We start from the raw sequence: 18892 nt of genomic DNA on the forward strand, positions 1-18892 counted from the left end.
GAGCAAGGAGCGAAGCGACGCGCGCAGACCCTAGAATCCATGCCGTGACGGTTGAGCGCCGCCACGGTCCAGAACACTCACCAGCCAATTCCGCGAAACAACTCGAACCATTCAGGATTGCTCTTCTCGATCAATTCGACCTTCCATTGGCGCGGCCAGCGCTTCAATGATGTCTCACGCTGGATGGCGTCGGTGATGTCGAGGTATTCCTCGTACCAGACCAGACGCTGCACACCGTAACGGCTGGTGAAGCTGGAGCCTTGGCCGGTCTTGTGCTCTGGCATGCGACGAGCAAGGTCGTTGGTGACGCCGATATAGATCGTGCCGCCCTTCTGGCTCGCGGTCATGTAAACGCAGCCTGTCATGTTGCGATCTTAGCTGGCGCTGTCGGCAACGGCTATTCTGGACGGCAGCAGTCTACGGCCAATGTCACGGCATGGATTCTAGGGTTTGCGCGCGTCGCTTCGCTCCTTGCTCCGCCCTAGAATGACGAAGCGCCATTTGCGATCGTCCTGCCACGAAAGGGGCGCTGTCCCGCCGACATCTCCGTATGTGTGCCATTGCAGACTGCAGCTTACACCTTACAGTGAGCCCACTTTGCGATCTCCGGGAGGCGCTATGCGCGTGGTCGTGTTGGGTGGGGGCGTTGTCGGCGTCACCACCGCCTATCAGCTGCAGAAGGACGGGCACGAGGTCGTCATCCTCGAGCGCCAGCCGCAGGTCGCCGCCGAGACGAGCTGGGGCAATGCCGGCATGATCGCGCCGGGGCACTCCTTCGTCTGGTCGTCGCCCAAGGCGCCGTTGATCCTGTTGAAATCGCTGGTGCTGAAGGACCAGGCGCTGCGCTTCAGGCTTTCGGCTGATCCCCGGCTCTACAGCTGGTCGTGGTTGTTCCTGATGGAATGCACGGCGGAAAAGGCCAAGCGCAACACGCTGCTCAAGCATCGGCTCGCTGTCTATTCGCAATCGGTCCTGCAAGAGGTCGTCGCCGACGAGGCGATCGAATACGACCGCAACGATCGCGGCATCCTCTATTTCTATCGCAGCCAGCAGGCGCTCGACAAAGGCGTCGAGCATATGCGGCTGCTGGAATCCGACGGCCAGCTGATCAAGGTGCTTGACCGCGACGCCATCGTCGCGCTCGATCCGTCGCTGGCTTCGGCCAGGGAAAAAATCGCCGGCGGCATCCATTGCCCGACCGACGAGACCGGCGACCCGGCGAAGTTCACCCGCGCGCTTGCCGCCAAGGTGGTCGAGCGCGGCGGCGAGATCCGCACCGGCACGACCATCACCGGCATCGAGGCATCCGGCGACGGCGTCGCGCAGGTGATGACGGACAAGGGCGCGGTCAAAGGCGACGCCTATGTGCTGGCACTCGGCTCCTACAGTCCGCTGATCGCCAGCACGGTAGGCATCAGCCTGCCGATCTACCCGATCAAGGGCTATTCGCTGACCATTCCGGTCGGCAACCGGCCGGCGCCGCCGACCATCGCCGCGATCGACGAGCACAACCTTGTCGCCGTGTCGCGCTTCGGCGACCGGCTGCGCGTCACCGCCACGGCGGAGTTCGCCGGCTACGACACCAGCCACAAGCCGGGCGATTTCGCCTTCATGAAAGGTGTGACCGAGGAGCTTTATCCGGAAGGCGCCGACTATGACCGCGCCGAGATGTGGGCGGGCCTGCGGCCCATGACCCCCAACAATTTGCCCGAATTCGGCCAGCGGCGCCTGCGCAACCTCTATCTCAACACCGGGCACGGCCATATCGGCTGGACCATGTCGCATGGCTCGGCCCGCATCACCGCCGACCTGATCGCCGGCCGCAAGCCGGCCATTTCGATGGATGGACTTTTGAACTGAGACCGGGATCGATCCCGCTCCGACAAGAAAGGGAACGCCATGTCCGCCAATCTCGCCGCCGCGCCGCTTGCCGCTTCAGGGCCTGTCGGTCCCATGCCAGTCGATTTGGGCGTCCTGCCGTCGGAGATCGACGGCGGCCTCGCCTCGCGCGCGGCGATCGGGCTGGCGATCCTCGCCACCGATCAGACGCTGGAGCATGAGTTTCGCGCGCTGGTGCGCATTCCGGGCGTCGCCTTCTACGAGGCGCGTCTGTTCAACGACAACGACATCACGCCGGAAACGCTGCGCGCCATGGGCCCGCGCATCGCGCCCACCGTCGACCTCATCCTGCCCAGCATCCCGCTCGACGTCGTCGGCTTCGGCTGCACCTCGGCCACGATGACGCTCGGCGAGGAAGCCGTCTTCGCCGAGATCAGGAAGGCGCGGCCGGGCGTCGCCTGCACCACGCCGGTCACCGGCGCTCTGGCCGCCTTCAAGGCATTGGGTGCCAAGGGCATCGGCCTGCTGACGCCCTATGCGCCCGAGATCAACCAGGGCCTCGTCCGCTATTTCACCGGACGCGGCCTCGACATCGCGGCCGTCGCCACCTTCGATCGCCGCGACGACCGCGAGGCGGCCCGCATCTCGCTCGCCTCGATCGAGGCGGCGGCCGAACGCATGGCGCAAGTGCCGGGCGTCGAAGCGATCTTCATCTCCTGCACCAGCCTGCGCGTCGCCGAGGCGGTCGCCGATCTGGAGCGCCGCATCGGCATTCCCGTCACGTCCTCCAATCACGCCATGGCCTGGCATTGCCTGCGCCTCGCCGGCATCGACGACGTCGTGCCGGCCGGCGGCCGGTTGTTTGCGCTGAAAGCCAGTTGAGCGTTGGTTTGCTCGACAGGAATTTTGAAAAGTCGCCGTTTGCCGAAGGGCTTTCACCGTGTGAAATTGGTGCAAACACTGGGCATTAGCCGAAGCCCCTCAGCCTCGTCATTCCAGGGCGGAGCAGCCGCGAAGCGGCGTCGCGCAGACCCTGGAATCCATTCCGTGACCTGAGCCGTGGACTGCAGCGGAGCAGAAGTCTGCACCGCGGCGGCGCTCGGAAGTCACGGAATGGATCCTCGGGTCCGCGCGTCCGCTTCGCTCCCGCTCCGCCCGTGGATGACGATTGCGATGGGCGTTTCGGCCAATCTCCAACGCATGCCGAAGCCGCGACCCTTCGCAAGCTTGGGCCCCTCGCCCCCGCCAAAGGCGGGGGAGAGGTGGATCGGCGAAGCCGAGACGGAGCGGCGGCGCCGCCCTTCGCGATCCCAGCAGATTGTAGCCCGTTAACCGAATCGGAAGGAGATGTTTAACGCTTCGTCTCTATGTCCCCTCGCCGGGAGGCACCACAGAGCGAGCATGATGAACGACGAAAAGCGAAATGAATGGCGCGCCATCTTTTACGTGCAGGCGCGCGTCGCCATCCTGTTTGTGCCGGTCGTGCTCAGCCTGCTCCTCATCGGCATCTTCGCCGGCAACGATCGCAAATCCGTGCCCGACGCCATCGATCAGACCGTGACGGGTTCGGTGCGCTGAAAGCGTACCCTCAAACAAACTTCGGGATCGGCCCATTCTGCGGCGTCGTATCGCCCTCGAGGTCGACAAAAACCTCGTCGACGAAGCACCAGCCCCAGCCTTCCGGCGGGTCGTAGCCTTCGATGATCGGATGCTGCGTGGCATGGAAATGCTTTGTCGCGTGGCGGTTGGGCGAGTCGTCGCAGCAGCCGACATGACCGCAGGTCCGGCAGAGCCTCAGATGCACCCACCAGGAGCCGCTTTTCAGGCATTCCTCGCAGCCCAGCGCGCTCGGCGTGACCTTTTTGATGTCCTTCGTATGCCGGCATTCATCCATCACGCTCTCCTCGCCAATTCGCCGTTCCGCGCCAGATAGGCATGCAATGCCGCCACCACCTGCGCGCCTTCGCCGACGGCGGCGGCGACCCGCTTGGTCGAGCCGCAGCGCACGTCGCCGATGGCGAACACGCCGCCTCGGCTGGTCTCCATCAGCCCATGCCCGGGTGTCGTCTCCGGCCCGGTGCGCACGAAACCCTTGGCATCCAGCGCCACGTTGCAATTCGCCAGCCAGTCGGTGTTCGGGTCGGCGCCGATGAACAGGAAGAAGGTGGTGGATGGCGCGCGTCGTCTCTTCGCCGCTCGCCCGGTTGCGCCAGCGCAGCGCTTCGAGATTGCCGTCATGGCCCTCCAGCCCCGTAATCTCGGTCTCGGGCAGCACCTCGATGTTGGGCTGCGCCGCGATGCGTTCGACCAGATAGCGCGACATGGTTGCGTCGAGGCCGTCGCGGCGCGCCAAGAGCGTCACCTTGCGCACCTGGCTCGCCAGATAGACGGCAGCCTGTCCTGCCGAGTTGCCGGCGCCGACCAGCGCTACCTCCTGGTTTTGACAAAGCCTGGCCTCGATCGGCGAGGCCCAGTAATGCACCGAGGTGCCCTCGAACTGCGCCAGATTGGCGATATCGAGGCGGCGGTAGCGCGCGCCGCTGGCGATCACCACGGCGCGTGAGCGCACGCTCTCGCCATCGCCGATGGCAAGCCTGTAGCGGGCGCCGTCGCTGGCGTCGTCGAGCAGCTTCGCCTCGTCGGGGATCACCATCTCGACGCCGAATTTCTGCGCCTGGTTATAGGCGCGCGCCATCAGCGCCATGCCGGTGATCCCGGTCGGGAAGCCGAGATAGTTTTCGATGCGCGCCGAAGCGCCCGCCTGTCCGCCGAAGGCGCGGCAATCGAGCACGATGGTCGACAGCCCTTCCGACGCGGCATAGACCGCCGCCGCCAGCCCCGCCGGCCCGGCGCCGACGATCGCCACGTCATAGACCTTCTCGGCATCGATCGGCCGCAGCAGGCCGACGCAGCGGGCGAGCTCGGTCTCGCCCGGATTGTGCATCAGCTTGCCGTTCGGGCAGAGCACGATCGGCAGATGGTGCGGATCGACATGGAACCGCTCGATCAGCGTTTTCGCGCAAGGGTCGGTGTCGGAATCGAGAGCGCGATGGGGAAGTCCGCTGCGCCGCAGGAAACCTTGCAGCCGCAGCACGTCGCCATTGCCGGGCGGGCCGATGACGACCGGCCCGCTGGCGCCGCTTTCGAGCAGGCCGACGCGGCGCAGGATTAGCGCCCGCATGACCCGCTCGCCGAGATTGGCCTCCTGCACCATCAGGTCGCGCAGCCGCTGCGAGGGGATGACGATGGCCTCTACCGGTCCCTTCGCTTTGGCGTTGACCAGCGACGGCCGGTTCGACAACTGCGCCAGCTCGCCGACGAAGCTGCCGGGGCCGTAGGTGATGATCGGCTCGCGCGGGCCAAGCCCGCCGGCCTGGGTGATGTCGACCTTGCCCGAAAGGATGAGGATCAACCCGGGCGAGACCGTGCCGGCCGTCACGATGTGATCGCCGGCGGCATAGGCCGTGGCCTCGCCGAAGCGGCGCATGCGCTCGATATCCGCATCGGTGAGCACGGGAAACATCTGGTCGCGGCGCGCGGCAATGGTCGGGCTGACGGAAGGGGCCATGGAGCGGACCGTAGCGCCCGGGGCGACGGGTTTGAAGCGGTTTGTTGGGGGACTGGCCGGAAGCGGAGGTTGGGCCAACGGTCACATGTCGTCATTCTCGGGCTTGACCCGAGAACCCATGCCGTGACGCGGGTCATATAGTGCAACGGAGCGGAATTCTGTAACCGCTGCAACGCCTCGACGTCACGGCATGGATTCCAGGGTCTGCGCGCGTCGCTTCGCTCCTTGCTCCGCCCTGGAATGACGAAGTTCGGAAGCTTACGGCTGATCGCGAACGTTGAGACTTGCAGCCCGTTGGCAGTCGGGAATCAAATGGCGACCCCTTCGCTCTCGGAGCTCCGGGATGGCCTGCCATCCGAAGCTCGAAGAGCGAAGGATCGGCTTCATGGCTCTTCATGCGTATAGCGTCGGCAGGCCAGCTTAAAACCAAACCGGTCGCCGGGTTTGGAGCGGCTTGTTCGGAGACGGACCGGAAGGGGAGATTGGGCCAACGGCCACATGTCGTCATTCTCGGGCTTGACCCGAGAATCCATGCCGTGACGCGGGTCATATAGTGCAACGGAGCGGAATTCTGTAACCGCTGCAACGCCTCGACGTCACGGCATGGATTCCAGGGTCTGCGCGCGTCGCTTCGCTCCTTGCTCCGCCCTGGAATGACGAAGATCGGAAGCTTACGGCTGATCGCGAATGTTGAGACTTGCACCCCGTTGGCAGTCGGGATGAATGGCGACCCCTTCGCTCTTGGAACTCCGGGATGGCCTGCCATCCGAAGCTCGAAGAGCGAAGAATGGTGCCCAGAAGAGGACTCGAACCTCCACTCCTTGCGGAACACGGACCTGAACCGTGCGCGTCTACCAATTCCGCCATCTGGGCTGGTGGGCGCTGATGTAAGCGGGCAAACGATATGTGTCAACGCGCTTTTTTCGTTGCATGTCGCCCAAAGTGCCCAGCGGTTTTGGGATATCGACATGCAACAAAACAAAAATAGACCGCATTGCCTGGGCCGGCTTGCCTCACCCCTCCAGCACGTCCTTCTTCGCCACGGTGGAATCGGCGTTGAGCTTGTAGATGATCGGCACACCGGTGCCGAGCTCGAGCTTGACGATCTCCTCGCCTGACTTGCCGTCCAGCGCCATGATCAGCGCGCGCAGCGAATTGCCGTGCGCGGCGACCAGCACCGTCTCGCCGCGCAGCACATGCGGCTGCACTTCGTGCAGGTAATAGGGCCACACACGCGCGCCGGTGTCCTTCAGGCTTTCGCCGCCGGGCGGCGCGATATCGTAGGAACGGCGCCAGATATGCACCTGCTCCTCACCCCACTTCTTGCGTGCGTCGTCCTTGTTGAGGCCGGAGAGATCGCCATAGTCGCGCTCGTTGAGCGCCTGGTCGCGGATCGTCTTCAGGTCGCTCTGGCCGACGATGTCGAGGATGTGCTGGCAGGTCACCTGCGCCCGCTTCAAGGCAGAGGTGTAGGCGATGTCGAATTTCAGGCCGCGCGCCTTGAGCTTCTCGCCTGCGGCAAGCGCCTCGGCTGTGCCCTGCTCGGTCAGCCCGACGTCGCGCCAGCCGGTGAACAGGTTCTTCAGGTTCCATTCGCTCTGGCCGTGGCGCACGAGCACGAGAGTTCCCGACATGTCAGCTCCTATAGAATGTTTGGATAGGGATCAGCTCAGGCCGAGCACGTCCCGCATGGAATAAAGCCCCGGCTTCTTCGCGCGGGCCCAAAGCGCGGCTTTCACCGCGCCGCGGGCGAAGATCGCCCGATCCTCGGCATGGTGGGAAAGCGTGATGCGCTCGCCGGTGCCGGCAAGGATCACGCTGTGGTCGCCGACGACCGAGCCGCCGCGCAGCGTGGCAAAGCCGATCGAGCCCGTCTTGCGCACCCCGGTATGGCCGTCGCGCACCCGCACGCTGTTGTCGGAAAGATCGATGCCGCGCCCTTTCGCCGCCGCTTCGCCGAGCAGCAGCGCCGTGCCGGACGGCGCGTCGACCTTGTGCCGGTGGTGCATTTCCAGGACCTCGATGTCGAAATCGTCGGCGTCGAGCGCCTTCGCGGCCTGCTCGACCAGCACCGCCAGAAGATTGACGCCGAGGCTCATATTGCCGGATTTGACGATCGTGGCATGGCGCGCGGCGGCGGCGATCCTGGCATTGTCGTCGGCCGAGCAGCCGGTGGTGCCGATGACATGGACGATGCGCGCCTGCGCGGCGTAGCCGGCGAATTCGACGCTCGCGCTTGGAGCCGTGAAATCGAGCACGCCATCGGCCTTGGCGAAGGCCGGCAGCGGATCGTCGGCGATCGGCACGTTGATGATGCCGATGCCGGCGAGCTCGCCGGCATCCTTGCCGAGATGCGCCGAGTCCGGCCGCTCGATCGCGGCGGCGACGCGCGCGCCGGGCATGGTGTGGATGGCGCGGATCAGCGTCTGGCCCATGCGGCCGGCGGCGCCCACCACAACCAGGCCCATATCGCCGGCTTCGCTCATGCGCTTCTCCTGACGGTCTTCTTGGCGCGGCTGCGCGGCGCCGGAGTTTGGCCCGAAGTCTGGCTTGCCTTGACGTCGTCGACAAGCCCCAGCCCCTTCTTGCCCTGGATCCGGTGGAAACGGGCATAGATGCTGTGCGGGTCGGCCATCAGCGTCGCATGCGTGCCTTCCTCGACCAGCCGGCCCTCTTCCAGCACGATGATGTGGTCGGCATTGACCACGGTCGACAGCCGGTGCGCGATCACGATCGTCGTGCGCCCTTCCATGACATGGGTCAGCGCTTCCTGCACGCGCGCCTCCGCCTCGTTGTCGAGCGCCGAGGTCGCCTCGTCGAGCAGGAGGATCGGCGCCTGGCGAACGATCGCGCGCGCGATCGAGACGCGCTGGCGCTGGCCGCCGGAAAGGGTCGAGCCGCCTTCGCCGACCGGCGTGTCGTAGCGCTCCGGCTGCTGGCGGATGAACTCGTCGGCCGCCGCTTGTTTCGCCGCCTGCTCGATCTCGGCGTCGGTGGCCGAGAGCCGGCCGTAGCGGATGTTGTCGCGGATCGTGCCTTCGAAGAGATAAGGCGCCTGCGCCACATAGGCGATCGATTGGCGCAGCGAATGCTTGGTCACCTTGGCAATATCCTGGCCGTCGACCTCGATCGAGCCCTCGTCGACGTCGTAGAATCGCTGCAGCAGCGCCACCATCGTCGACTTGCCGGCGCCCGATGCGCCGACGACGGCCGTCACCTTGCCGGCCGCGGCGGTAAAGCTCAAATCCCTGAGCACCGGCATGTCGGCGTTGTAGCCGAATGTCACATGGTTGAAGCGCACCTCGCCGGTAGTGACCTTCGCCTCGACCGCGTCGGGCGCGTCACCCTGCTTCGGCTCGAGGTCGAGCAGTTCGTAGATCATGCGCGCGTTGACCAGGGCACGTTCCATGCCGACCTGTGTCCGGGCCAGGCGTCTTGCCGGGTCATAGGCCAGGATCAGCGCGGTGATGAAGGAAAACACGGCGCCCGGCGGCTGTCCGAGCACCAGCGCCCGATAGCCGGAATAGGCAAGCACGGCGGTAATGGCGAGGCCGCCCAGGATTTCGGAAATCGGCGACAGCCGCTCCGCGACGCGGGCGATCTTGTTGTTACGCTGCTCGGCCGTGTCGGCCATGATGCCGATGCGGCGCGCCAGCTCGTCCTCCAGGGTGAAGGCCTTGACGATGGCGATGCCTTGGGTGGCCTCCTGCACCGATCCGTTCAGCCGCGAGTTGATCAGCACGGATTCCCGGTTGATCTTGCGCAGGCGGCGGGTGATGTAGACGACGGCCCAGATCAACGGCGGCCCGATCAGCAGCGAGCTGAGCGACAGCACCGGATCCTGGTAGATCATCACGCCGAGAAGGGCGACGAGCGAGACCGCGTCGCGGCTGATGGAAGTTAGCGTCAGCGACAGCAGGTCTCGGATGCCGCCGACATTCTCGTTGACCTGTGCCGCCAGCCGGCCGGAACGGGTCTCGTTGAAGAAGTTGACGCCGAGCTTCATCAGATGGTCGAAGCTGCGCTTCTGGTAGCGGGCGACCAGATTGTTGCCGATCGTCGCCAGCGCCACTGCCTGGCCATAGCCGGCGAAGCCGCGCAGCAGGGAGGCGCCCATGAAACCGGCGCAGATCCAGACGATCATGTCGCTGCGCCGTTCGTAGAAGATCTGGTTGATCATCGGGGCCATGATCCACGCCGTGAAGGCGGTGGTGCCGGAAACGATCAGCAGGCAGGCGACGGCGACGACATAGGTCCAGCGATATTCCTTGCCGTTTTCGGCCAGGATGCGGCGCAGCACCGCGCTGACCTCGGTGGGCTGGATTTTCAGTTTGAGGGAAGTTTGAACAGTCAAATCAGGGCGCTTCGTGGTTTTCCGCGTGTCGGATGGGCCGCATTTCCGCACCCTCTTAGCGTCCCGGCTGCGGCTTGCCTATGGCGAAACTTCGTCGCGCCGGCCGATCGCCAGCCTGAACGCTGGCGCGATCAAGCCCGCCAGTGCCGGCCCGCCGTCTGCACGCCGAACAGCGAAGGCGTCCTGGCATAGGCGGCGAGTCCGAGCAGCGCCGCCAGCGGGTGGGTGATCACATAGACCGGCATTTCGCACATCAGCGCGCTGTGCGGCGCCTTGTCCTCGAAGGCGGCGCGGAAATTGCCGGCTTTCAGCGCCGGCACGATCTTCTGCGCAATGCCGCCGGTCAGGAACACGCCGCCGCGGCCCATGAACACCAGCGCGAGATCCCCCGCGGTGCGGCCGAGGCAGGTGACGAACAGCGCCAGCGCCTCCTCGGCCACCGGATCGGATTTGGCGAGCGCGGCCGCCGTGACCTCGGCCGGCGTCGTGAAAGGCGTCGGCTTGCCGTCCGTCCTGGCGACGGCGCGGTAAACGTTGACCAGCCCGCGTCCGCATAGGATCTGCTCGCCGGAGATGCGGCCCTCGAGCTTGTCGATATGCGGGAACACCTCGAAGTCGCGCGGCGTGCGCGGGCCGATATCCATATGCCCGCCCTCGCCCGGTACCGGGATCCAGTGGTTGAGCGCATGGATCAGCCCGGCGACGCCAAGGCCGGTGCCGGGGCCAAGCACGACCCGGCTCGCATTGGGTTCCGGCGTGCCGCCGCCGATCTTTTCCATATGCTCTTCGCCGAGCGCCACCACGGCCAGCGCCTGCGCCTCGAAATCGTTGAGCACGACGACCTCGCTCAGGCCCAGATTGGCGAACATCTGCCGGGGCTTCACCACCCAGGGGCAGTTGGTGAGCGGGATCTCGTCGCCGTCGACTGGCCCGGCGATCGCCAGCACCGCCGAGTTCGGCTGGATGGACGAGCGGTCGAGCACCGCCGCCTGGATCGCCTCGTCGATGGTCTTGAAATTGGCGGTCTGGACGATCTGCGGCTCGGTCGCTTCCGAATTGGCGTCGAGCACGATCGAGAAGCGCGCATTGGTGCCGCCAATATCGCCGATCAGGACCGGAAACCGCAGCCCTGTCTCGTTCTCGCCTGCCATGCTCTTGATCGTCCTCGTTGCGGCGCCGCTGTGCCGTTTCCATCGCCCATTTCAATCGATTGACTAGCGCATGAGCCCGCAAAGGGGAAGCCCGCTTGCGCTTGGAGCAATTCCAAGAAAAGTGTGAGTGGTTAAGCTCGGCGCCTTCGCCGTAACCTTCCGTCCGGAATTGCGTCAAAGCAAAGAGATAGGGCGTTTCGCCGCTTCCGTGAACGGTGAAACGCGCTAGTTCCCCGACACAGGGATTTTGAAAGGTTGCCGTTTGTCTTGGTGCAGGATTTTCCGTTCATTTCCGTGAATCAGCGCAAACGCCGGGGATTGGTTGAAGCCACCCCAACGTCGTCATTCTATGGTCTTCGCGACGGAGCTTCGCTCCTGCTCCGCCCTAGAATGACGATCGCGATGGGCGTTTAGGCCAATCTCCAACGCATGCCACCTGCCAACGCAAACAGAGCCGACCGGTCAAAATCCCTGTGCAGTGCCACTAGTTCCCCGGCCGTGGGCGCGGCAACGGGATGCCGATCTTGGGCGTCGGCGCGAAGGCGCTTGCCGCCGACGGAACCGAGGCGTCGCCGCTGGAGATCATCTCCGCCGGCTCGGTCGGCTGCGGCTCGGCCACGGCGACCGCGGCGCCGACGCCATGATAGGTCACCGCCTCCAGCGAAGGCGCGTCCGGCGCATTGACCACGTCCTGGCATTGCTTCGGCAGATTGGCCATCGTCATCACGTCGCGCGCCTTGGGCGCGTCCGGGTTTTTGTTCGGCCGCCACGGCTCCTCGGTGAACCACCAGGCCAGCGCCTTGCCGCAGCCATCGTCCTCCAGCGTCGTCTCCTGCGCCTTGCAGAAAGGCGAGCCCGGCTGGCAGCCGATGCGCATGTGAAAATGATAGTCATGGCCCCAGAATGGCCGGATCTTGCGCAGCCAGGAGCGGTCGCCGGTGACGGTGTCGCAGAGCTTCTTCTTGATGCCGGGATTGACCAGGATGCGCTCGACCTCCGGATAGCTCGCCGCGCGCTTCAAAAGCCGCGTATGCGCCGGCGTCCACAGCGCGTCCTTCACCAGATGAGTCTTGTCGTCGACCATCAGCGTCGCGCTCATCGATTCGCGCTGCGCGATGGTCAGCGGCCGCGTTGGCATCGGCGTCAGCCATATGTCGGCGTCGAGACCGATCTGGTGCGAGGCATGGCCGGTCATCATCGGTCCGCCGCGCGGTTGCGAGACGTCGCCGACCAGAAGCCCCGGCCAGCCATCGGCTACCGCGTCGCGCGAAAGCTTCTCGATCAGCGCGATCATCGCCGGATGGCCCCAGCGGCGGTTGCGCGACGGGCGCATCACTTCCCAGGTCGGCCCGTCCATCGGCAGCGCCACGCCGCCGGTGAAGCAGCCCTTGGAGTAGAAGCCGAAGGATTGCGCGGGTGCCACGGCCGGCAGTTTCCGGGCGCCGAACAGGTCCTTCGCGCGGGGTTCGGCTGAAATGGCGGCAGCCGCCAGCGCGGCCAGCGTCACCAGCGCCAGCGCCGCGGTCAGGAACGGCTTGCGGTCAGGCAGCGATCGCAAATTCATCAGGCTGGGTCCCTCTCCAGTCTATCGATTTGCCACCCGGTCAGGCGAACCCGATCAGGAACGAATCGTACCACGTCGCGCGTCCCGCATCGATCATGCGGCTCTGAATCAAAGAACGATGATGTCGTCCGAAAACCCGTTTCACACTTTCGGCATCCTCACAATCAGGATGACGTTCGTCGAATCGTCATCCTGATCTAACTCTTGTTGGAGCATGATCTTTTGCGAAAACCGGTTCCCACTTTTCGGGATCATGCTCTGATCGGGCTGCGCGGCGCTCCGTCCCGCCAGTTGCCCTCGGCCCACATCCGCTCCAGCGCCACCCGATAGTTCGGAAACCGGAAGCGATAGCCAGCCGCCTTGATCGCCTGATTCGCGACGCGCTTGTTCTCGCCATAGAAAGACCGCGCCATGGGCGAAAGTTGGGCGGTCTCGAAGGGAATTTCCGGCGGCGGCGTGACGCCCATCAGCCTGGCGGCATAGGCGACGACATCCTGCGGCGGCGCCGGCTCGTCATCGGTGACGTTGAAGATGCCGCCGAGATTGTTTTCAGCCAGAAGCCAAAGCGCGCCGGCGATGTCGTCGCAATGGATGCGGTTGAACACCTGGTCCGGCTTGACCAGCCGCCGCGCCGTGCCGTCCTCGAGATTGGCCAGCGCGTTGCGGCCCGGTCCGTAGATGCCGGAAAGCCGCAGGATCGCCACCGGTTTGCCGATCTCCCGGCCAAGCCTCAGCCATTCCTGTTCGGCCGCCACCCGCATCACCGAGCGCCTCGACACCGGGCGGCACGCGCTGGTCTCGTCGACCCAGGCGCCGCCATGGTCACCATAGACGCCGACGGTCGAGAGATAGCCGATCCATTCGAGCGCCGGCATCTTTGCCCGGATCGTCTCGCCGGTGGCGTTGAGCACCGGGTCGCCGGCGTCGTCGGGGCCGACCGAGACGATGAGATGCGTGGTCTGTGCAAGCGCATCGCCAAGCTCGGGCGACAGCGCGCCGTCGAACCGCAGCGGCTCGATGCCGGCCGACCGCAGCGCCTCGAACTTTTCCGGCGCCCGGGTCGTGCCAAAGACCGGCGCGCGGTACGCGTTGGCCCGCGCGAAAGCCTTGGCCGAATAGCCGGCGCCGAAGATGAAGAAGCGTCTTTCGCTCATCGATGAACCCCCTTCAATCGGCCTTCGCCGGATTCGCTGGCGCCGCCAGCCATTCCTCGCGGACCGTCGCCTCCGTTTCGGTCTTCGAAGCCGTGGCGGCAAGGTCGCCAAATTCGCGATCCGACAGCAATCGCGACAGGGCCCAGATTGCCGCACCCCGCACCAGCGGCGAGGCATCGTCGAGCAGGCGGCGCACAATGGGCGTTAGCGATGCATCGCCCGAATTGCCGGCGGCGGTCAGCACGTTGCGGATAAAACGGTCACGGCCGATGCGCTTGACCGGCGAGCCCGAGAAAAATGACCGGAAGCCCGCGTCGTCGAGAAGCAACAGCTCCGACAGCTTCGGCTCGCGCAGATCGGCGCGCGCGGCAAGCTTGGCCTCCGAAGCGGCGCTGGCGAATTTGTTCCACGGACAGGCGGCCAGGCAGTCGTCGCAGCCATAGATGCGGTTGCCGATCTTGTCGCGGAACTCGCGCGGGATCGGCCCCTTGTTCTCGATGGTCAGGTAGGAGATGCAGCGCCGCGCATCGAGCCGGTAAGGCGCCGGGAACGCGTCGGTCGGGCAGGCATCGAGGCAGGCGCGGCAGGAGCCGCAATGGTCGATCTCGGCCTGGTCCGGTTCAAGCTCCGCGGTGGTGAAGATGGTGCCGAGGAACAGCCACGAGCCATGCGCGCGGCTGACCAGATTGGTGTGCTTGCCCTGCCAGCCGAGCCCGGCGGCTTCCGCCAGCGGTTTTTCCATGACAGGCGCGGTATCGACGAACACTTTTACGTCGCCGCCGGCGCGCGCGACGATCTTGCCGGCGATCTCCTTCAGCCGGCCCTTCATCACGTCGTGATAGTCGCGGTTTTGCGCATAGACCGAGATCGCGCCGCGGTCGGACTTCGCGAGGATATCGCGCGGATCGCGGTCCGGGCCGTAATTCATCGCCAGCACGATGATCGAGCGCACCTCCGGCCACAGCGTCGAGGGCTCGGCCCGCCGCTGAACGGTCTCGGCGATCCACTCCATCGAGCCGTGGAAACCGTCGGATACGAATTCGGCGAGTCTCGCCGGCGCCAGCGGGATCGCGTCCGGCCGGGTCACGGCGACCGCCTCGAAGCCGGCGCGGCGCGCCTCGGCGTCGATCAGCGCGCGCAGGCTCTCAGAAATCGAGGTCCGCATAATGCGACACCGGCGACAGGCCGCGCACCCGGTCGGAAAGCAGCGGCCGGAACGACGGCCGCGATTTCACCCGCGTGTACCATTCGCGCGCGGCGGCATGCTCGCGCCAGTCGATCTCACCGAGATAATCGAGCACCGAAAGCGTCGCCGCCGCCGCGAGGTCGGCATAGGTCACCTTGTTGCCGGCCAGCCAATGGCGCGTGCCCGCCAGCCAGTTGGTGTATTTCATGTGCTGGCGGATGTTGGCGCGCGCGGCGCGGATCGCCGCCGAGTCCGGGGAGCCGCCGCCGGCGGTCTCCGGCATGACCGGCTTCAGCACCCGCTCGCGCACCAGATGCCGCGTCACTTCGCTTTCGGCTTTGCTCAGATACCAATCGGTCAGCCGGCGGATCTCGGCGCGCTGCATCGGGTCCTCGGCGAACAGCCGCTTGTCGCGCTTCAGTACCCCTCGCGTCTCGTCGAGATATTCGGCGATCACCATGGCGCCGACGATCGGCACGTCGCCTTCGGCAAGCAGGATCGGCAGCGTGCCGGCCGGGTTCAGCGCCAAAAACTCCTTGCGCCGCGTCCACGGCTTTTCCTCGATCAGCGCCAGTTCCTCGCCATACTCGCCGAAGGCGAGGCGCGCGAAGCGGCAGGTGGCGAACATGGGATGATGGAAAAGCGTCAGCATGGTTCCGCGATGAAAAGGCGCACTGGCAATTGGCCGGCCGCGCCGGTAAGTCTTGGCCGCCCGATTCCTGGGGCTGTCATGGGTGTTGCGACCTATAGGGACACTTCCGCCCCATGACAAGCAAGCCCTTCCCTTGGAGCATCATGTCGTCCGAAAACCGCTTCACACTTTTAGGCGTCGTGCTCTAGCCGTCATCCAAGATCAGAGGTTGCCATGGAAAGCCAGACCATCGTCGAAGCGCTGCTGCTCGGGCTTTTGGAGGGCCTGACCGAGTTCATTCCGGTGTCGTCGACCGGCCACATCCTGCTTGCCGGCCATTTCCTCGGCTTCCACTCCACCGGCAAGGCCTTCGAGATCCTGATCCAGCTCGGCGCGATCCTGGCGATCCTCAGCGTCTATTTCAGCAAGCTCTGGCAGATGCTGATCAAGCTGCCCAGCGATCCGCAGACCCGGCATTTCGTCATCGGCATCCTGATCGCCTTCCTGCCGGCGGCGGTCATCGGCGCGCTGGCGCATGATTTCATCAAGACCATATTGTTCGAATCACCGCAGCTGATCTGCATCATGCTGATCATCGGCGGCGTCGTGCTGCTCGTCGTCGACCGCATCAACTTCAAGCCGGTCCATCACGACGTCGAGCTCTTTCCGACCAGCCTTTATCTGAAGATCGGCCTGTTCCAGTGCCTGTCGCTGATCCCCGGCACCTCGCGCTCCGGCTCGACCATCGTCGGCGCGCTGCTGATGGGCGTCGACAAGCGGGCGGCGGCCGAATTCTCCTTCTTCCTCGCCATGCCCACCATGGTCGGCGCCTTCGCCTTCGACCTTTTCAAGAACCGCAATGTGCTGACCTCGGCCGACCTGCCGATCATCGCCGTCGGCTTCATCGCCGCCTTCGTCACCGCGCTGATCGTGGTGCGCTTCCTGCTCGATTACGTCTCGCGCAACGGCTATTCGCTGTTCGGCTGGTGGCGGCTGGTGGTGGGCGGGCTCGGCCTGGTGGCCCTGATGGTCTGGGGATGATTACACTAAGGCGGCGCACCAAACGCCTTCGTCATCCACGGGCGGAGCAAGGAGCGAAGCGACGCGCGCAGACCCGAGGATCCATGCCGTGACGCGGACCGTAGAACGCGGCGGTCGCGAATAGCTTTCGTTAGACGCGACGCTCTTTGATCCAGATTCTGCACGGTGGCAGCGCGTCTAGGTCACGGCATGGATCCTAGGGTTTCCGCGACGTCGCTTCGCGACTGCTCCACCCTAGGATGACGAACGAAGGGGATCAATTCCTCCCATAAAACGCGTTCTCGACATGCACCGGCCAGCGCCAGGGCAGCACCGCCACCATGTCGAAACGCATCGAAAGCCTTCCGTAGTCCGGCTGGCGCGACAGCCAAAGATCGGCGGCGCCTTCGATCCGGCGCTCCGATTCATGGCCGATCGCTTCCATCGCCTCGATCAGCGTGCGGCGCGCCTTGACCTCGACGAACAACACGAGGTCGCCGCGCCTGGCGATCAGGTCGATCTCGCCGAGCCTGGTGCGGTGGCGGCGGGCAAGGATGCGGTAGCCTTTCAGCATCAGCGCCAGCGCCGCCAGCCATTCGCCGCGATGCCCGCGCCGATAGGCTTTTCGGCGATGACCGGCCGTGCGCTCAGCCACCATCGCCTTCCCGGAGTTCCAGCAGCCGCCGGTAAAGCGCCTGCTTCTGCCCGCCGGTCATTTTCGCCGCTTCGGCCGCGGCCTTCGAGGCCGGCATTTCGGCGGCAAGCGAGAGCAGGAGCCGGTCGATGTCGGCCGGCTGATCCACCGCCGCCTCCGGCGGGCCGACGCAGATGACGATCTCGCCCTTCGGCGTGTCGGCCGCGGCATAATGGTCGGCCAGCTCGGCAAGCGTGCCGGTGCGCATCTCCTCGAACGTCTTGGTCAGCTCGCGGCCGATGGCGGCTTTGCGGTCGCCGCCGAGCGCCTCCACCATGGCGCCAAGCGTCTCCGCCAGCCGCCGCGGCGATTCGAAGAAGATCAGCGTCGCCGGCACCGCCTTGAACGTTTCGAGCTTGGTCAGCCGCTGCCCGGTCTTCACCGGCAGGAACCCGGCGAACAGGAAGGCGTCGGACGGCAGGCCGGAAGCGGTCAGCGCGGCGAGCGCCGCCGAAGGCCCGGGGATCGGCACCACACGAATACCTTGTTCCAGCGCCTCGCCGACCAGCCGGTAGCCCGGATCGGAGACCAGCGGCGTGCCGGCGTCCGAAATCAGCGCCACACTCTGCCCGGCCGCCAGCGCCTCGATGAGCTTCGGCCCGGCCTCGGCGGCATTGTGCTCGTGATAGGCGGTGGTGCGGCGGCGTATGCCGTAACGTTCGAGCAGCACGCGCGAGACGCGCGTGTCCTCGCAGGCGACGATATCGGCAGCCGCCAGCGTCTCCAGCGCGCGCAGCGTGATGTCGGCCAGGTTGCCGATCGGCGTCGCCACCAGATAGAGCGCCGGCTGAAGCGGCCGCGCCGCGATCTCGCTTTGCCCGATCAGATAGCTGCGTTTGTCGCCGGTCACCGAATGCCCCTCTTGACCCGCCCTGTTTGGCATGGCTGACGTCCCGTTGCAAAACGTGAGGTCGAGTCAAGGAAATCGCCTTGCCTTTGCCACAGTGCGGAACGAAACCCACATCGGCGAATTTAACCCCTGATTCCCCGGGAGGAGGCAGGACCGAACGATGCCCAATCGCTTCGATATTTTTATCAGCCGACTTGAAAGCAAGACCGCCCGCGAGGGCATCCCTCCACACCCCATCGCCGCCGAGTCCGGCGCGCGCCGCGACAAGGCCGACCAGAAGCCTGTCCGTCACGGCGAGGCGCATGGCGAGAAGCACCGCGGCAAGCACCGCCAGAAGCACGACGCTTGAACTAACGGCAACCTTTGCGACCTCGCGCCTCGTCATTCCAGGGCGGAGCAAGGAGCGAAGCGACGCGTGCAGACCCTGGACTCCATGCCGTTACATCGACGTTCTGCCAGCGGTGCGGAATTCTGCACCGCTGTGCCCTTCGCACCGGTCACGGCATGGATTCTCGGGTCAAGCCCGAGAATGACGAACGCGCGGGAAGCGCCACATCTTCAGAGGTATCTGCTGACCCTCTCTTCCAGCAGCCGCACCAGTTCCGGATCCATGAACGCGTAGTTGTCCGGGATATCGAGGCAGATCACCCTGGTGCCTCTAAGGCTTGACCGGAACTTCTTCTGCAGCTTGGCCCGATGCGCTTTCTCCATCACGAAGATGATGTCGGCCCAGGCGACCAGCTCATGCGTCAGCGGATTGTCGGCGTCGTGATTGGTGCCGGCCGATTCGACCTCGATGCCGCGGCGTTTGGAAAACACCTGCTCGGCCGTCGGACTGCGCAGCCGGTTCTGGCTGCAGACGAAGAGGATTTTCTTCAAGA

General features: G+C 65.3%; 18 protein-coding genes, 1 tRNA gene and 1 pseudogene. 5 read left to right on the forward strand and 15 right to left on the reverse strand.

The window, feature by feature from the left end; all coding sequences use genetic code 11:
• Positions 1-77: 77 nt before the first annotated feature.
• A complete protein-coding gene (locus FJW07_RS27160) occupies positions 78-365 on the reverse strand; it encodes a GIY-YIG nuclease family protein (RefSeq protein ID WP_140859401.1) in 288 nt (95 codons plus the stop codon).
• Positions 366-618: 253 nt separating this feature from the next.
• Between FJW07_RS27160 and FJW07_RS27165 the strand changes: the two genes are divergently transcribed.
• The 3 genes from FJW07_RS27165 to FJW07_RS27175 all read left to right on the forward strand — a co-directional run bounded on the left by FJW07_RS27165 (position 619) and on the right by FJW07_RS27175 (position 3417).
• Positions 619-1860 (forward strand): D-amino acid dehydrogenase, encoded by a 1242-nt coding sequence (locus FJW07_RS27165; protein WP_140859402.1) that lies wholly within the window; start codon positions 619-621, stop codon positions 1858-1860.
• Between the two features lie 39 nt (positions 1861-1899).
• Positions 1900-2721: an aspartate/glutamate racemase family protein gene (locus FJW07_RS27170; RefSeq protein WP_140859403.1), complete on the forward strand. Its 822-nt coding sequence runs from the start codon at positions 1900-1902 to the stop codon at positions 2719-2721.
• A 519-nt stretch (positions 2722-3240) separates the two neighbouring features.
• A complete protein-coding gene (locus FJW07_RS27175; protein WP_140645956.1) occupies positions 3241-3417 on the forward strand; it encodes a hypothetical protein in 177 nt (58 codons plus the stop codon).
• A 10-nt stretch (positions 3418-3427) separates the two neighbouring features.
• On the opposite strand, the gene FJW07_RS27180 is transcribed toward FJW07_RS27175, so the two are convergent.
• The 11 genes and pseudogenes from FJW07_RS27180 to FJW07_RS27230 all read right to left on the reverse strand — a co-directional run bounded on the left by FJW07_RS27180 (position 3428) and on the right by FJW07_RS27230 (position 15468).
• Positions 3428-3733 carry a UBP-type zinc finger domain-containing protein gene (locus FJW07_RS27180; RefSeq protein WP_140681002.1) on the reverse strand — a complete coding sequence of 102 codons (306 nt, stop codon included), beginning with the start codon at positions 3731-3733 and terminating at the stop codon, positions 3428-3430.
• Positions 3733-5407 (reverse strand): annotated as a pseudogene (locus FJW07_RS27185) (FAD-dependent oxidoreductase). Before FJW07_RS27185 ends, FJW07_RS27180 begins: the two are co-directional and overlap by 1 nt.
• A gap of 788 nt (positions 5408-6195) precedes the next feature.
• Positions 6196-6280: transfer RNA gene (locus tag FJW07_RS27190), tRNA-Leu, on the reverse strand.
• A 140-nt stretch (positions 6281-6420) separates the two neighbouring features.
• On the reverse strand, positions 6421-7041 hold the full coding sequence (locus tag FJW07_RS27195; RefSeq protein ID WP_140859404.1) for a 2,3-bisphosphoglycerate-dependent phosphoglycerate mutase: 621 nt from the start codon (positions 7039-7041) through the stop codon (positions 6421-6423).
• 30 nt (positions 7042-7071) lie between these two features.
• Complete coding sequence (gene dapB, locus FJW07_RS27200) at positions 7072-7893, reverse strand: 4-hydroxy-tetrahydrodipicolinate reductase (protein WP_140859405.1); 822 nt, start codon at positions 7891-7893, stop codon at positions 7072-7074.
• A complete protein-coding gene (locus FJW07_RS27205) occupies positions 7890-9761 on the reverse strand; it encodes an ABC transporter ATP-binding protein (protein WP_140859406.1) in 1872 nt (623 codons plus the stop codon). The genes dapB and FJW07_RS27205 overlap by 4 nt, the downstream gene beginning before the upstream one ends.
• A 131-nt stretch (positions 9762-9892) precedes the next feature.
• Positions 9893-10912 (reverse strand): glucokinase, encoded by a 1020-nt coding sequence (locus tag FJW07_RS27210; protein WP_140859407.1) that lies wholly within the window; start codon positions 10910-10912, stop codon positions 9893-9895.
• Positions 10913-11396: 484 nt separating this feature from the next.
• Positions 11397-12476: a penicillin-insensitive murein endopeptidase gene (mepA, locus tag FJW07_RS27215; RefSeq protein WP_140859408.1), complete on the reverse strand. Its 1080-nt coding sequence runs from the start codon at positions 12474-12476 to the stop codon at positions 11397-11399.
• Positions 12477-12727: 251 nt separating this feature from the next.
• A complete protein-coding gene (locus FJW07_RS27220) occupies positions 12728-13630 on the reverse strand; it encodes an SDR family oxidoreductase (protein WP_140859409.1) in 903 nt (300 codons plus the stop codon).
• A gap of 13 nt (positions 13631-13643) precedes the next feature.
• Positions 13644-14795 (reverse strand): tRNA epoxyqueuosine(34) reductase QueG, encoded by a 1152-nt coding sequence (queG, locus tag FJW07_RS27225; RefSeq protein ID WP_140859410.1) that lies wholly within the window; start codon positions 14793-14795, stop codon positions 13644-13646.
• Entirely contained in the window at positions 14776-15468 is a 693-nt protein-coding gene (locus FJW07_RS27230; RefSeq protein ID WP_140645947.1) for a glutathione S-transferase family protein, read from the reverse strand. Before FJW07_RS27230 ends, queG begins: the two co-directional genes overlap by 20 nt.
• A gap of 213 nt (positions 15469-15681) precedes the next feature.
• On the opposite strand from FJW07_RS27230, the gene FJW07_RS27235 reads away from it, so the two are divergent.
• Positions 15682-16488 carry an undecaprenyl-diphosphate phosphatase gene (locus tag FJW07_RS27235; RefSeq protein ID WP_140645946.1) on the forward strand — a complete coding sequence of 269 codons (807 nt, stop codon included), beginning with the start codon at positions 15682-15684 and terminating at the stop codon, positions 16486-16488.
• Between the two features lie 256 nt (positions 16489-16744).
• On the opposite strand, the gene FJW07_RS27240 is transcribed toward FJW07_RS27235, so the two are convergent.
• Together FJW07_RS27240 and rsmI are read right to left on the reverse strand one after the other, a co-directional pair.
• Positions 16745-17122, reverse strand: coding sequence for a YraN family protein (locus tag FJW07_RS27240; protein ID WP_181182732.1), 378 nt, complete (start codon positions 17120-17122; stop codon positions 16745-16747).
• Positions 17115-18011 carry a 16S rRNA (cytidine(1402)-2'-O)-methyltransferase gene (gene rsmI, locus FJW07_RS27245; RefSeq protein WP_181182733.1) on the reverse strand — a complete coding sequence of 299 codons (897 nt, stop codon included), beginning with the start codon at positions 18009-18011 and terminating at the stop codon, positions 17115-17117. The genes FJW07_RS27240 and rsmI overlap by 8 nt, the downstream gene beginning before the upstream one ends.
• A 160-nt stretch (positions 18012-18171) precedes the next feature.
• Here rsmI and FJW07_RS27250 point away from each other — a divergent pair, with 160 nt between their 5' ends.
• Positions 18172-18360, forward strand: coding sequence for a hypothetical protein (locus FJW07_RS27250; protein WP_095767932.1), 189 nt, complete (start codon positions 18172-18174; stop codon positions 18358-18360).
• 209 nt (positions 18361-18569) lie between these two features.
• Here FJW07_RS27250 and FJW07_RS27255 read toward each other — a convergent pair whose 3' ends face one another.
• Positions 18570-18890, reverse strand: coding sequence for a low molecular weight protein tyrosine phosphatase family protein (locus FJW07_RS27255; RefSeq protein ID WP_140859413.1), 321 nt, complete (start codon positions 18888-18890; stop codon positions 18570-18572).
• Positions 18891-18892: the final 2 nt, after the last annotated feature.

It is taken from the genome of Mesorhizobium sp. B3-1-9, assembly GCF_006439595.1.
GTDB lineage: Bacteria > Pseudomonadota > Alphaproteobacteria > Rhizobiales > Rhizobiaceae > Mesorhizobium.